Source organism: Kluyvera intermedia (assembly GCF_021440345.1).
GTDB lineage: Bacteria > Pseudomonadota > Gammaproteobacteria > Enterobacterales > Enterobacteriaceae > Kluyvera > Kluyvera intermedia_A.
In genome coordinates this window covers 1-13,112 of record NZ_JAKCNS010000066.1, presented here as the reverse complement: position 1 = coordinate 13,112, position 13,112 = coordinate 1, and the positions used below count along the sequence as shown (strand labels likewise).

Below are 13,112 nucleotides of genomic sequence, written 5' to 3'. Positions count from 1 at the left end.
TATGGGCGACAGTATTCTTTCTCAGGCCGAAATTGATGCGCTGCTCAACGGTGACAGCGATAACGCCAGCGAGCCTCTGGCGCGTGCAGTGGGCGAAGATGATATTCGCCCCTATGATCCCAATACTCAGCGACGTGTGGTTCGTGAACGTCTGCAGGCACTGGAGATCATTAACGAGCGTTTTGCGCGCCACTTCCGTATGGGGCTGTTCAACCTGCTGCGTCGTAGCCCGGACATTACCGTCGGTGCGATCCGCATTCAGCCGTATCACGAGTTTGCGCGTAACCTGCCGGTGCCGACCAACCTCAACCTGATTCATCTGAAACCGCTGCGTGGCACCGGTCTGGTGGTGTTTTCACCAAGCCTGGTGTTTATCGCCGTTGACAACCTGTTCGGAGGCGATGGCCGTTTTCCGACCAAGGTCGAGGGGCGCGAATTCACCCATACCGAACAGCGCGTGATCAACCGCATGTTGAAGCTGGCGCTGGAAGGCTATAGCGACGCGTGGAAAGCGATTAACCCGCTGGAAGTGGAGTACGTGCGTTCGGAGATGCAGGTGAAATTCACCAACATCACCACCTCGCCAAACGACATCGTGGTTAACACGCCGTTCCATGTGGAAATCGGCAACCTGACCGGCGAGTTCAATATTTGCCTGCCATTCAGCATGATTGAACCGCTGCGCGAGCTGCTGGTTAATCCACCGCTGGAGAACTCGCGCAATGAAGATCAGAACTGGCGGGAAAACCTGGTGCGCCAGGTACAACACTCAGAGCTGGAACTGGTGGCGAACTTCGCCGATATATCGCTGCGTTTATCACAAATACTCAAATTAAAACCCGGTGATGTCCTGCCGATTGACAAGCCCGATCGCATTATTGCCCACGTCGATGGCGTACCGGTACTTACCAGCCAGTACGGCACCGTCAACGGCCAGTATGCGCTGCGCGTAGAACATTTGATCAACCCGATTTTGAATTCGCTGAACGAGGAACAGCCCAAATGAGTGATATGAATACTCCACCCGATGACAACAGCGGATCCGTGGACGATCTGTGGGCTGAAGCGCTGAACGAGCAACAATCAACCACCAGCAAAAGCGCCGCTGACGCGGTGTTCCAGCAACTTGGCGGCGGCGATGTCAGCGGCACATTGCAGGATATCGATCTGATTATGGATATCCCGGTCAAACTGACCGTCGAACTGGGCCGTACCCGGATGACCATTAAAGAGCTGCTGCGTCTGACCCAAGGTTCGGTCGTCGCGCTGGACGGTCTGGCTGGCGAACCGCTGGATATTCTGATTAACGGTTATCTGATTGCCCAGGGTGAAGTGGTGGTGGTGGCCGATAAATACGGCGTACGCATCACCGATATCATTACGCCATCAGAACGTATGCGTCGCCTGAGTCGTTAATATGAAAGCCCAGCCCAGCACAACGCACCCGACATCGACCGCAACGACCGCGCACACCACTGAGTCGGTCACCGTGGCGCATGCCAATGAACCCATGACTTCGCCGTTGATTCAGGTTAGCGGCGCGCTGCTGGGCATTATTGTGTTAATTCTCGCTGCCGCGTGGGTCGTGAAACGGGTGATGCCCGGCGCACTAAAAGGCCGCACGGTCAACGGTCTGTCGGTGAGCGCTAGCGCTTCGCTGGGCAATCGTGAACGGGTGGTGATTGTTAACGTCGAAGATGCGCGACTGGTGCTTGGCGTAACCGCCCAGCAGGTCACTTTACTGCATACCTTACCGCCGGCCCCTGTCGATGCTCAGCCGTCACCGGCGGCGGCGCCAGAATTTGCTTCACTGATGAAAACTATGCTTAAGCGTCCCGGGAGATCCTGATGCGTCGTTTATTTTCCCTTACGCTGGGCGGGCTGTTGCTTCTCTCCCCTTCGGCCTTTGCCGAGCTGCCGGGCTTAATCAGCCAGCCGCTAGCCAACGGTGGCCAGAGCTGGTCGCTACCAGTGCAGACGCTGGTGTTTATCACCTCGCTAACCTTTATTCCGGCCATTTTGCTGATGATGACCAGCTTTACCCGCATCATCATCGTTTTTGGCCTGTTACGCAGCGCGTTAGGTACGCCGTCCGCTCCGCCAAACCAGGTTCTGCTGGGGCTGGCGCTGTTTTTAACCTTTTTTATCATGTCGCCGGTTATCGATAAAATTTACACCGACGCCTATCAACCGTTTAGCGAAGACAAAATCACCATGCAGGAAGCGCTGGATAAAGGCGCGCAGCCGCTGCGTGAGTTTATGCTGCGCCAGACGCGCGAAGCTGACCTGGCGCTGTTTGCACGGCTTGCCAACAGCGCGCCGATTCAGGGGCCAGAAGCCGTACCGATGCGCATTCTGCTACCGGCCTATGTGACCAGTGAGCTGAAAACGGCCTTCCAGATTGGTTTCACCATCTTCATTCCGTTCCTGATTATCGATTTGGTGATTGCCAGCGTACTGATGGCGCTGGGGATGATGATGGTTCCCCCTGCCACTATCGCGCTGCCGTTCAAGTTGATGCTGTTTGTGTTGGTTGATGGTTGGCAGCTGCTGGTTGGGTCGCTGGCGCAAAGTTTTTACAGTTAAGGAGTAACCATGACCCCTGAATCCGTCATGATGATGGGCACTGAAGCGATGAAGGTGGCGCTAGCGCTGGCCGCCCCGCTGCTGTTGGTGTCGCTAGTGACCGGCCTGATTATCAGTATTCTGCAAGCAGCCACGCAGATTAACGAAATGACCCTGTCATTTATTCCTAAAATCATTGCCGTTTTTATTGCCATCATTGTCGCCGGGCCGTGGATGCTCAACCTGCTGCTCGACTATGTGCGCACGTTATTCAATAACCTTCCCTACATCATCGGTTAAGCCCCATGATGCACGTCACCAGCGACCAGTGGATCTCCTGGATAAGCCTGTATTTCTGGCCGCTTCTGCGCGTACTGGCGCTGATCACCACCGCGCCGATCCTGAGCGAAAAGTCGGTACCTAAGCGGGTTAAGCTGGGCCTTGGCGTGCTGATAACCATTGTGATAGCCCCGTCGCTGCCGGTGGTGGAAGTTCCGTTATTCTCGGCGCATGCGCTGTGGCTCGCGCTACAGCAAATTCTTATCGGTATTGCGCTGGGCTTTACTATGCAGTTTGCGTTTGCTGCGATAAGGACCAGCGGCGAGATTATTGGCTTACAGATGGGCCTGTCGTTCGCCACATTTGTCGATCCCGGCAGCAATCTCAACATGCCGGTGCTGGCGCGTATTATGGATATGCTGGCGCTGCTGCTATTTCTGGTATTTAACGGCCATTTGTGGCTCATTTCACTGCTAGTCGATACTTTTCACACTCTGCCTATTGGCGGCGAACCGATCAATAGCAACGCATTTTTGGCGCTCACTCGAGCCGGTGGCATGATCTTCCTTAACGGTTTGATGCTGGCTTTGCCGATTATCACCCTGCTTCTGACGGTGAACCTGGCGCTGGGCATGCTCAACCGAATGACGCCACAGCTGTCCATCTTCGTGATTGGCTTCCCTATTACGTTGACCGTGGGTATTTTGCTGATGGCTGCATTAATGCCATTGATTGCCCCCTTCTGTGAACATTTATTTGGTGAAATATTCGATCTATTAGCAGATATTATCACCGAGTTACCACGCATAAATTCTCCATAATGCCACCGCGGCTATTATAAGGAAATTCCTAAAATAAAAACGATAAAACATCTACCAGCATATCGCTGGTGCGGGTTATTTGTTTTTAGATTATTCACAAATCATAACATTTACTTTACTTTGAGAAGATTCCTGGCAAATTATACGTAACTTTACGGGATAGTTGATGCCGCCTGATCGTCTTCATTCTCATTTTTATTTTCACCAGGTTCGTTAGGACGATGAAGTTCGAGGGTAATGGGTTAATTATCGTTACGCATTGAGTGAGGGTATGCCATGTCAACGATTATTATGGATATATGCAGTTACACGCGGCTAGGGTTAACCGGATACCTGGCCAGTCGTGGAGTGAAGAAGCGAGATATTGACAATGTAGACAGCGTAGACGGGCTTGCGGAAATCTGTAGCGCCCGACAACCCTCTGTCGTGTTCATTAATGAGGACTGCTTCATTCACGATGTGCAGAGTAGCCTGCATATCAAGCAGATCATTAATCAACATCCCAGAACTTTATTCATCGTTTTTATGGCTATTGCCAATATACATTTTGATGAATATTTGATGGTACGGAGTAATCTGCTAATTAGCTCCAAATCGATAAAACCGGAAACGCTTGATATTATTCTAGGGAATTATCTGAAAAAAGAAACTGCAGATGCAAAGCAAACTAGCGTCTCCACATTGTCATTAAGCCGGACAGAATCAAGCATGCTGAAAATGTGGATGTCAGGCCAGGGAACGATTCAAATTTCCGATCAGATGAATATTAAAGCCAAAACGGTATCATCACATAAGGGTAATATTAAAAGGAAGATAAAAACGCATAACAAACAGGTTATCTACCACGTTGTTCGCCTGGCAGAGAACGTCACTTCGGGCATCTTTGTGAATATGCGCTAGGACTCGCGGGACAGGGAAACTGGCGGTATGTCTACCGCCAGACGTCTAATACTATTCGTTTACTTCGACAAAGATCCCATCAGGGTGCCCCAGCTCATTGAAGAACCAGATCCCCAGCGGGTAATCTTCCAGCGCCACCAGATACATCGTTCCTTCATTGAACTGCTCAATGGCCAGAACAACACCGGAGCGACGTGGCCCCCCATCGGTCTTGACCGTCACACGATCGTTAACTTGCATAAACGTCATCTCCTGATTGGTTTAGCCCAGTGTAGAACAAAATCGTCGGGCTGACAGCGCATTGCTGCATAACTGCCTATTAATCCGTCGCTTACTGTTAATTGCTCAAAAAATGAGCAGAACCATTCAACAGATGTATACTTATACAGGGAGCGGAAAAAAGGTACTGATGATGAAAACGACCATTAACCCTCGGGGGGTAAATGTTGATGCGCTGCTGGCGGCCATCAACGAGATCAGCGAAAGCGAGATTCATCGTGCGGCGAGTGACCCGCATCATGTTAGCGTGGACGGTCGAGAATACCATACCTGGCATGAGCTGGCGGAAGCCTTCGAGCTGGATATTCATGATTTCAGCATCACGGAAGTGACGCGCTAGGCGGGTAAAAAAATCCCGACACCTACGCGTCGGGATCAACCTTGCCGAAGCAAGAAGCATTGAAATATTCGTTACATCAGGAAATCTGACGTGGATGAAACATTATCTTCGTTTATTTCGAATGACAAGAATTATTCACCTAATAAATAAGTATGACCGGACATCCATCGTTCATACCCTCTCCTGGAACAGCGTTAAAAATCAGATAGTTGATGATTATTCATTCAAAAAATCCTCATCCAACGTTTGAGATTTTTCTTAGGGTTTATTTTATCCATAAGTAAAATTTATGTGCTATGGCCTCTGTCGCCGACTTTGCTCTTAATCTTCCGTACTGACACGGTTGCGCCCGCCTTTCTTCGCTTGATACAAACGGCTATCGGCAATGGATTGCAAATGCTCAAAGTCGTATTGGTAAAGCTCTTCGCTACAGCACACCCCGAGCGAGGCGCTGACCCGAATCGTCTGTTTCTTACCAACCAGAATTTCACGGGCATTGATGCTTTCGCGAATACGCTCGGCTATGACGCGGGCCTGTTCCAGAGACGTTTCCGGCAGCACAATACAGAACTCTTCCCCACCGACACGCCCGGCAATATCGTGTTTGCGGATTTTGTTCATAATCACCCGCCCGATATACACCAGCACCCGATCGCCGGCCTGATGGCCATACTTATCATTGATGCTTTTGAAATGGTCGAGATCGAGCTGAATCACCGCCATCGGCTGATTGTTCTGTTGGCAAAGCGCCAGCGCTTTGCCCGCACGCTCAAACAGCGCGGCACGGTTATACAAACGCGTCAGCATGTCATGCCACGCACGCCATTCCAGCGAATCCTGCAGCGACGACATATTGCGCACCATACGGCGAATCACCGCCCACGAGATCAACAGCATCGAGGTAAACAGCAGCCACAGGAGCGTCAAGGCGATACTGATACTGCCGAAATCTCCGCGTATGCCATCGTCGAGACTGTGAATACGCAGCAGTACACCATCAAAGTTACGCAGCTTTTCCCAGCTGATAAAACGCGAAAGCTGACGCACGCTGCCTTCATTGTCACTCTCATAAGCGTGAGAAAGCTGAGCCTGCACTTCCTGTGAGAGCTGAACGCGCCGTGAGGGAAGCTGTTCGGAAGAAGCAATGAGATTCATGCGGCGGTCGTAGAGCTGATATTCACCGTCGTCCTCACCTTCTATCGACTGTATGAGAAACTGGGCCATCTCGTTGACCGACAGCTGGATGGCCAGCACGCCGTACCAATACTGTTGATAATCCAGCGGCGCAGAGGCAATGACCATCTCTGCACTCGGGGGTTTGTCCTGATTAAAGGTGGTGAGCCATTTGACGCCGCGATCCGAGTTATTACGCTGGGATTGGATGGTAAACCACGGGCTAGTGACCAACTTGTAATAGTATTCCGTAATGCTACCGCGCTGCTCGTCCTCAGTGCTGAGATAGAACCCCGCGCGGGAAACGTAAATCATATGCGTCTCGAAACGAGAAACATGCTGACGAGTTAGCGATGAGAGCCGCAGCAGATAGCCAAGCTCAATGCTCGCCATAAACTCATTCCCCAGCAGCGCGTTATCGCGCGACAGCAGATGCGTATTTTCGACGAACGCATCCGACACGCCGGTGAGCGGCAGAGTACGGTTGTTATTGAGGGAAATTCGCCAATCCGGTAAGGCGCGCTGACGTTCAAATTGCTGTTCCGCTGTACGCAGAATTTCAAAAGCCAGAGGGATCTGAAGCGCCGACTGCATACCGTTACGGAAAAACAGCAGCCTGTCGGTGTTGAACTGTAGCTGCGCATCCATGTCGTTAGCGACGTTTTTGAGGTTATTACGCTGGCTGGAGATATAGGCATCTTCCAGCACGATGATTTCACGCCAGGTCAAAAGTGTCGAAAAAAACATCACTACCAGAAAGCAGATGTTCACGACCCGTTCAGGTCGTATGCGCCGGGTCAGCCTCGCCCACAGTCCAGGAGGTGAGGCAGTGGTCTTTACCGTTAAGGGATGCACTTTTGCCCCCTGTGCTTACTGCTTATCACCACAACGCTTTCTCTTTTGACGTTTGTCTGCTGCTGATAATTCATGATGCTCCACAACTTCATGCTACGACAAAGATTCTGAAATATGCAGTTCGATACTCGCAATCATTCACATTGAAGGAAGACGAGTATAAATCGCCCGGCAAACGCCGGGCGTAGACGCGGTCATTACGTCTTTTCTTGTTTATGAATATCGCCGGGGATCAGCTCATCTTCGCGGAAAGCTTCCCGCTTGACGCCGAATCCATCATACCAACGGCATTCAACCATCCCGCTGGCATATCCCGTTACGACCATCCTCGGCCCGCCGCTTTTGGGCCTGACTTCATCACTGACCAAAAAGACCATTATTGCCTCCGGTATCAGGGTGAAACTGTTTCACCTTAGCCGATTCCTGACCGGTTTGCGTAGCGGGGTAGCATTTTTTATACATTGCTCTGACGCAGACGTGAAATCCCATTTACCACCGTCAGCACGACGGCGCCGAGGATAAAGCCCAGCACCAGGTTTATCAGCGTTGGCAGCAGCATCGCCACCCAGGAGGTTTGCTGTGCAGAGAATGCCTCAATCGCGTGATGCAGTGGACCAACGCCGTGAACCACAATCCCGCCACCGACCAGGAACATCGCCAGCGTACCGACCACCGAGAGTATCTTCATCAGCCACGGCGCAACCACCAGCAGCCCTTTTCCCAGCCCCTGCGCCAGTGCATTACGTTTTTCTACTAGCCAGTAGCCCATATCATCAAGCTTCACGATAACGCCAACGAGGCCATAAACCCCCACCGTCACCAGTATCGCGATGCCGGATAAAATCAGCACCTGATTGAGCAGCGGCGCTTCGGCAACGATGCCCAGAGTGATAGCCACGATCTCCGCCGACAGAATGAAATCCGTACGGATAGCGCCCTTCACCTTATCGCGCTCGTAGCTACCGGGGTCTTGTTGAGCAATCGCTTCCAGACGCTGTTGGCGCGCATCATCATCATCTTTATGCTTACGCTCATGCAGCGTATGCATCACTTTTTCAACGCCTTCAAAACAGAGGTAGGCGCCACCAATCATCAACAACGGCGTTACCGCCCAGGGAATAAAGGCGCTAATCAGCAGCGCCAATGGCACCAGAATGACTTTGTTGAGCATCGATCCCTTGGCGACACTCCACACCACCGGCAGCTCGCGGTTCGCGCGCACGCCCGAGACCTGCTGCGCGTTGAGCGATAAATCATCGCCCAATACGCCAGCGGTTTTCTTCGCCGCCAGCTTGCCCATCATGGAGATATCGTCCAGTAAGGTGGCGATATCATCTAATAACGTTAATAAGCTACTTCCTGCCACAAGTGACATCCTTCATTTTTGTATTGATAACAAAGTATGAAGCAAAAAAGCGCTGGGAGTAAGTGATACATATTCATAACATAAAGGCAACATCAATCCCTGAATTAAAGCACTCGCCAGCGAGGTAGTTTTGGCGTTTACTATCTGCCTGCTTGCTATTTTGCCGTGAGGAAGTATGCGTTTTAAACATCTGTTGCCGCTGGTTGGCGCGCTATTCGCGTTATACATCATTTGGGGATCGACCTACTTTGCCATCAGCATTGGCGTGGCCAGTTGGCCGCCGCTGATGATGGCGGGCGTACGCTTTCTCTCAGCGGGCATCGTACTGTTCATTTTTCTGCTGGCGACCGGTCACCGTCTGCCGGCACCTAAACCGCTGTTGAATGCAGCGCTGATTGGCGTGCTGCTTTTGGCTATCGGTAACGGCATGGTAACAGTCGCCGAACATCAGCATGTGCCTTCCGGTATCGCGGCGGTAATGGTGGCCACCGTACCATTATTTACCCTGTGCTTTAGCCGCTTTTTTGGTATCGCTACGCGTAAACTGGAGTGGATGGGGATTGCCATTGGTCTTGCCGGAATTGTTCTGCTCAATAGCGGCGGCAACCTCAGCGGCAATCCTTGGGGGGCATTGATGATTTTAATCGGTTCCCTGAGCTGGGCGTTTGGCTCGGTGTACGGCTCGCGGATTACGCTGCCGAGCGGAATGATGGCCGGGGCCATTGAAATGCTGGCCGCCGGAATTGTCCTGATGGCAGCTTCGCTCTTGAGCGGGGAACGTCTGACCACCATGCCCGATTTACGCGGTTTTCTCGCAGTGGGTTATCTGTCGGTATTTGGCTCGATTATCGCCATTAATGCCTACATGTATCTTATCCGCAACGTCACTCCGGCGGTGGCAACCAGCTATGCGTACGTTAACCCTGTGGTCGCCGTGCTGTTAGGCACCAGCTTTAACGGCGAAAATTTGTCCGCCATAGAGTGGCTGGCGCTGGCGATTATCATTGCGGCGGTCGTGCTGGTCACGCTTGGCAAGTATCTGTTCCCGGCGAAAAGTGTGGCTATTGCGTGTCCGACGCAGAAATAAAAGTCAGACGCGAAATCCCTTGAGTGCCGATCTGCGCGCTGCCGTCGCCGCCGCAGATCCACTCCTCCAGACGCTCACACAGCGCAGCGTTACTCAGCTTCATTCGTCCCCGTAACGCGCATTCCCACACGACCAGTACGCGCCAGCCCTGCTCACTGAGCAGCCTCATATCGCGCGCATCGCGCAAAACATTGCCGTTAATTTTGTGCAGCCAGAATTCAGTTCGGGTGGCAGGGACTTTAAACAGATAACAGTCGTGATGATGCCAGAAACAGCCGTGGGTAAAGACCACGCAGCGGTAGTCACTGAGGGTAAAATCGGGGCGGCCCGGCAGACTGCTGTCCTGCGCTAACCAGCGCAGATCAAGCGAATCCAGCAAAGCCGCCATCCGTTTTTCAATAGCCGTGTTCTGCGCGCCAATCGCGCGCATATTCTTACTGCGGGTGGCCTTATCGTGAACGTCTGCCATCGTTCTTGTCCGCATCACGTAGCGCTACGGCCTGCAAAATGCGCGATTCCAGCAGGCGAGCAACGGCGGCAAACACCGGCACGATAACGGAATTGCCAAACTGGCGATAGGCTTGCGTATCGGACACCGGGATGCGGAAACGGTATCCCTGCGGTGATTCAAAACCCATCAGACGCGCGCATTCACGCGGCGTCAGACGACGCGGGCGATGCAGTTGGTTTTGTGGATCGTCAAAGTCTTTCTCGCCCAACGAACGATCCCAGCCTCTGTCGACGAGGATCTCGGCACCATCCTTGTAATAACGCGCTGAGAGCGTACGCGCGACGCTGTTTGCCCGCGTAGGATCGACCAGACCATAGCCAAAACCGTTGCCCTTCTGCTGATGCTTTTGGGCATAGCGATAGAGATATTTCCATAGCACCGGCGTCAGGATAAATTTCGGATTGACCGTTGGTTCCAGTAATTCCGCAAAACCAGGACGATGTTCCGGGTATAGCGCGGGAATATCGCGCAGAGTAAACCCTTCTTGCAGCCCTAAATCCCGGCGAAAACCCACCAGTACAATACGTTCGCGGTGCTGGGGCAGGAAATGCTGACCATCAATAATTTTCGGATCGTCAGCCCCCATTGCCGCCGCATCAGCCACCTCATAACCCAGCTCATCCAGAGTCTGCATGATGACACGGAAGGTTTTCCCGTTATCGTGGCTCTTCAGGTTTTTGACGTTTTCCAGCACAAAGATAGGCGGCCTGCGAGCGTCAATAATACGCACCACGTCAAAGAACAACGTTCCCTGGGTATCACAGGCAAACCCGTGCGCCCGTCCCATGGCGTTCTTTTTCGATACCCCCGCCAGCGAGAATGGCTGACAGGGAAAACCCGCCAGCAGGACATCATGCTGGGGGATAGACTGCAGAATATGCGCCCTGGCCTCACTGTCGCTGGTTTCGGGATGGTGGCTGAGCGTGACGTCGCGAATGTCGGCATTAAATTGATGTTCCTGCGGACAGCAGTACCAGTTGGCTTTATAGGTCCGCACCGCATGTTTGTTCCACTCGCTGGTAAAAACACACTGTCCACCAATGGCTTCAAAACCGCTGCGGATCCCACCGATTCCAGCGAAGAGATCGACAAAACGAAACGCATAATGCGGATGATGCGCCGGTGGTTTCGGCAGCATCGCCGCCAGATGCGCACACTCATTTTCACTCAACCGAGTGTTGGCGCGCGATAACGCGACGACGCGTTTGATGATGGCCGGGCTCCAGTGCTGTTCCCCCACAGCAATCAGCTCGGCGACAACGGTCTTAAGATCGTAAATTTCCAGAATATGCTGGAGCAGCGCCTGAGCATCCGGTTCAGGGCTCGCCACCACCTCGTTTATTAAGACTCGCTGTTGCATAAAATTGACCAGATACAGAAAAAGGAAAATAAGCCTGAGATTATCATAAGTTGGGCAGATCTTGCGCCGCGAATCGTCTGAGCACATTGGCATTCAGCGAGTCAGGGTCTCCGCTCAATTCGGCACCCAGTTTGGCCATAAAGTGCACCAGAAAATCCGCGTTACGCTGTGCTATTTCACGACCCTTTGCCGTTTGCATGGTTTCCGGCAGCCGCAGTAACTTAGTCTGGAAATGATCAAGGGCGTAAGCTTTATCATCCAGCGCGCGACTCTCGGCAAAAGGGTCATCGGCATTGAATAGCGCGGTATTCATGGCACCAGAGACCGCAAAGACGCGCGCCAGACCTATCGCCCCCAGCGCCTCCAGGCGATCGGCATCTTGCACAATTTTGGCTTCTAGCGTTTGCGGCGCAATTTGCGCGCTAAAGCTATGCGCTTCGATAGCATGGGCAATGGCGGCATGATGTTCGGCAGGAAGCTGCGGGAAATCGCGCGATAAAATCTGTAACGTCCGCTCGGCGGATAGGAGAGAAGAACGGGCGCGGTCAGGATGATTTTTCGGCAAACTGACCAAATCGTGAAAATAGCTGGCGAAGAGAACGACGGTCAGACAAACCGACTGTCCATCGGCAATCTGCTGCGCGGACCGCCATACCCGGCGGAAATGGGCAATATCATGCGAAGCATCGCCGCCGTCATAATGTTGTTCAAACCACAACTCAATGTGTTGCTGCCATGTCGTGAGATCCATTCCATCGCTACCTAAGGATGTAAACCGATCCCCAGCATAGCAATATTACAAGCGCTCTTCCTGTTCAGCCGTGCGAGGACGCGTATACCAGGCGATGCCCCCCAATAGTAAACCCACGATACTCAGTAACAGAAAACCCAGTAGCGCTCCCAGCCATTTGCCGCTGGTAGAACCAATCTCACCGTCAAGGGTTGCCCCAGGGATGCTTTGTACTGCGCTGATGACCCAAATGTAACGCACCATCGCCCAGACAAAGTAACCGCAAAACGCGTAGAAAACCCAGAGCGCCAGTCTACCGCCAGGGCTGCGATTCATCCTTTCTTCCATAAACCACTCTCATCACACGAATAATACTAACGGCAATAACGTCATCAGACAAAACGTGACAACAGTCACATTATAACGATTTAAGTCGCACGCGATAGTCTCTGATTCGACCTTAACGCGATGAAATGGCGCTCAGTTGATCCTCGGCAATTTTGTCGTCCAGCACGATAATCATTGCTATCACATACCAAGAGGCCACATCTTATGTATCTCTCCAGGTATTTTTCTTCACGCCATTATTTTTACTCTTGCAATTTATCGCAAATACATACTTCATATTTTTATATATTACACTTACCATTCACATTGCTAATAAAACAAACCATCTAACTACATCAATGTTTCTCACTTGAAACATGCCATGATTCACTTTGTTATTAGTCTTTTGTTATGCATGAAATTGTTTATTTACTTCATCTCCCCGACGATATCCGTGCATCGCGGTTTTTTATCTCTTTCATTATCAATACATTCACTAAGAGCATAAACCTGAGCATT

At 51.9% G+C, this 13,112-nt stretch carries 17 protein-coding genes; 9 read left to right on the top strand and 8 right to left on the bottom strand.

Translation table 11 applies throughout. The features are described from left to right. The first annotated feature begins 1 nt into the window (after nucleotide 1). The 7 genes from fliM (at nucleotide 2) to rcsA (ending at nucleotide 4,565) form a co-directional block, all read left to right on the top strand. Nucleotides 2-1,006, top strand: a complete 1,005-nt coding sequence (gene fliM, locus LZ634_RS17380; protein ID WP_234507474.1) for a flagellar motor switch protein FliM — start codon at nucleotides 2-4, stop codon at nucleotides 1,004-1,006. Beyond that, on the top strand, nucleotides 1,003-1,416 hold the full coding sequence (gene fliN / locus LZ634_RS17375) for a flagellar motor switch protein FliN (RefSeq protein WP_234507471.1): 414 nt from the start codon (nucleotides 1,003-1,005) through the stop codon (nucleotides 1,414-1,416). Before fliM ends, fliN begins: the two co-directional genes overlap by 4 nt. A gap of 94 nt (nucleotides 1,417-1,510) precedes the next feature. Further along, on the top strand, nucleotides 1,511-1,849 hold the full coding sequence (gene fliO, locus LZ634_RS17370) for a flagellar biosynthetic protein FliO (protein ID WP_234507547.1): 339 nt from the start codon (nucleotides 1,511-1,513) through the stop codon (nucleotides 1,847-1,849). Then, nucleotides 1,849-2,586, top strand: coding sequence for a flagellar type III secretion system pore protein FliP (gene fliP, locus LZ634_RS17365; RefSeq protein ID WP_234507469.1), 738 nt, complete (start codon nucleotides 1,849-1,851; stop codon nucleotides 2,584-2,586). Before fliO ends, fliP begins: the two co-directional genes overlap by 1 nt. Before the next feature lie 9 nt (nucleotides 2,587-2,595). Then, a complete protein-coding gene (fliQ, locus tag LZ634_RS17360) occupies nucleotides 2,596-2,865 on the top strand; it encodes a flagellar biosynthesis protein FliQ (protein WP_035896987.1) in 270 nt (89 codons plus the stop codon). 5 nt (nucleotides 2,866-2,870) lie between these two features. Beyond that, nucleotides 2,871-3,665: a flagellar biosynthetic protein FliR gene (gene fliR / locus LZ634_RS17355; RefSeq protein ID WP_234507468.1), complete on the top strand. Its 795-nt coding sequence runs from the start codon at nucleotides 2,871-2,873 to the stop codon at nucleotides 3,663-3,665. Between the two features lie 276 nt (nucleotides 3,666-3,941). After that, the gene (gene rcsA, locus LZ634_RS17350) at nucleotides 3,942-4,565 is read left to right on the top strand and encodes a transcriptional regulator RcsA (protein WP_234507466.1); all 624 of its coding nucleotides are present in this window, start codon (nucleotides 3,942-3,944) and stop codon (nucleotides 4,563-4,565) included. Nucleotides 4,566-4,616: 51 nt separating this feature from the next. Here the strand turns inward: rcsA and dsrB are convergent, their stop codons facing one another. Continuing rightward, nucleotides 4,617-4,805 (bottom strand): protein DsrB, encoded by a 189-nt coding sequence (dsrB, locus tag LZ634_RS17345; RefSeq protein WP_234507464.1) that lies wholly within the window; start codon nucleotides 4,803-4,805, stop codon nucleotides 4,617-4,619. Between the two features lie 172 nt (nucleotides 4,806-4,977). Here dsrB and LZ634_RS17340 point away from each other — a divergent pair, with 172 nt between their 5' ends. Continuing rightward, on the top strand, nucleotides 4,978-5,184 hold the full coding sequence (locus LZ634_RS17340; RefSeq protein ID WP_234507463.1) for a YodD family protein: 207 nt from the start codon (nucleotides 4,978-4,980) through the stop codon (nucleotides 5,182-5,184). A 321-nt stretch (nucleotides 5,185-5,505) separates the two neighbouring features. Here LZ634_RS17340 and dgcQ read toward each other — a convergent pair whose 3' ends face one another. The 3 genes from dgcQ to LZ634_RS17325 form a co-directional block, all read right to left on the bottom strand. Further along, nucleotides 5,506-7,212 carry a cellulose biosynthesis regulator diguanylate cyclase DgcQ gene (dgcQ, locus tag LZ634_RS17335; protein WP_320673466.1) on the bottom strand — a complete coding sequence of 569 codons (1,707 nt, stop codon included), beginning with the start codon at nucleotides 7,210-7,212 and terminating at the stop codon, nucleotides 5,506-5,508. 197 nt (nucleotides 7,213-7,409) lie between these two features. Then, nucleotides 7,410-7,589 carry a YodC family protein gene (locus tag LZ634_RS17330; protein WP_234507459.1) on the bottom strand — a complete coding sequence of 60 codons (180 nt, stop codon included), beginning with the start codon at nucleotides 7,587-7,589 and terminating at the stop codon, nucleotides 7,410-7,412. Between the two features lie 77 nt (nucleotides 7,590-7,666). Continuing rightward, complete coding sequence (locus LZ634_RS17325) at nucleotides 7,667-8,578, bottom strand: DUF808 family protein (protein WP_234507457.1); 912 nt, start codon at nucleotides 8,576-8,578, stop codon at nucleotides 7,667-7,669. A gap of 175 nt (nucleotides 8,579-8,753) precedes the next feature. Here LZ634_RS17325 and yedA point away from each other — a divergent pair, with 175 nt between their 5' ends. Next, nucleotides 8,754-9,665 (top strand): drug/metabolite exporter YedA, encoded by a 912-nt coding sequence (gene yedA, locus LZ634_RS17320; RefSeq protein WP_234507455.1) that lies wholly within the window; start codon nucleotides 8,754-8,756, stop codon nucleotides 9,663-9,665. On the opposite strand, the gene LZ634_RS17315 is transcribed toward yedA, so the two are convergent. From LZ634_RS17315 to drpB, 4 genes are read right to left on the bottom strand one after another with little or no spacing between them, the layout of a single operon-like run. Further along, a complete protein-coding gene (locus LZ634_RS17315; RefSeq protein WP_234507453.1) occupies nucleotides 9,640-10,134 on the bottom strand; it encodes a very short patch repair endonuclease in 495 nt (164 codons plus the stop codon). The two genes, yedA and LZ634_RS17315, sit on opposite strands and share 26 nt — an antisense overlap. Beyond that, complete coding sequence (locus LZ634_RS17310; RefSeq protein WP_234507450.1) at nucleotides 10,115-11,536, bottom strand: DNA cytosine methyltransferase; 1,422 nt, start codon at nucleotides 11,534-11,536, stop codon at nucleotides 10,115-10,117. Before LZ634_RS17310 ends, LZ634_RS17315 begins: the two co-directional genes overlap by 20 nt. A 43-nt stretch (nucleotides 11,537-11,579) precedes the next feature. Then, nucleotides 11,580-12,287 (bottom strand): phosphohydrolase, encoded by a 708-nt coding sequence (locus tag LZ634_RS17305; RefSeq protein WP_234507449.1) that lies wholly within the window; start codon nucleotides 12,285-12,287, stop codon nucleotides 11,580-11,582. A gap of 45 nt (nucleotides 12,288-12,332) precedes the next feature. Next, nucleotides 12,333-12,614 carry a cell division protein DrpB gene (gene drpB, locus LZ634_RS17300; protein ID WP_234507447.1) on the bottom strand — a complete coding sequence of 94 codons (282 nt, stop codon included), beginning with the start codon at nucleotides 12,612-12,614 and terminating at the stop codon, nucleotides 12,333-12,335. Nucleotides 12,615-13,112 lie beyond the last annotated feature (498 nt).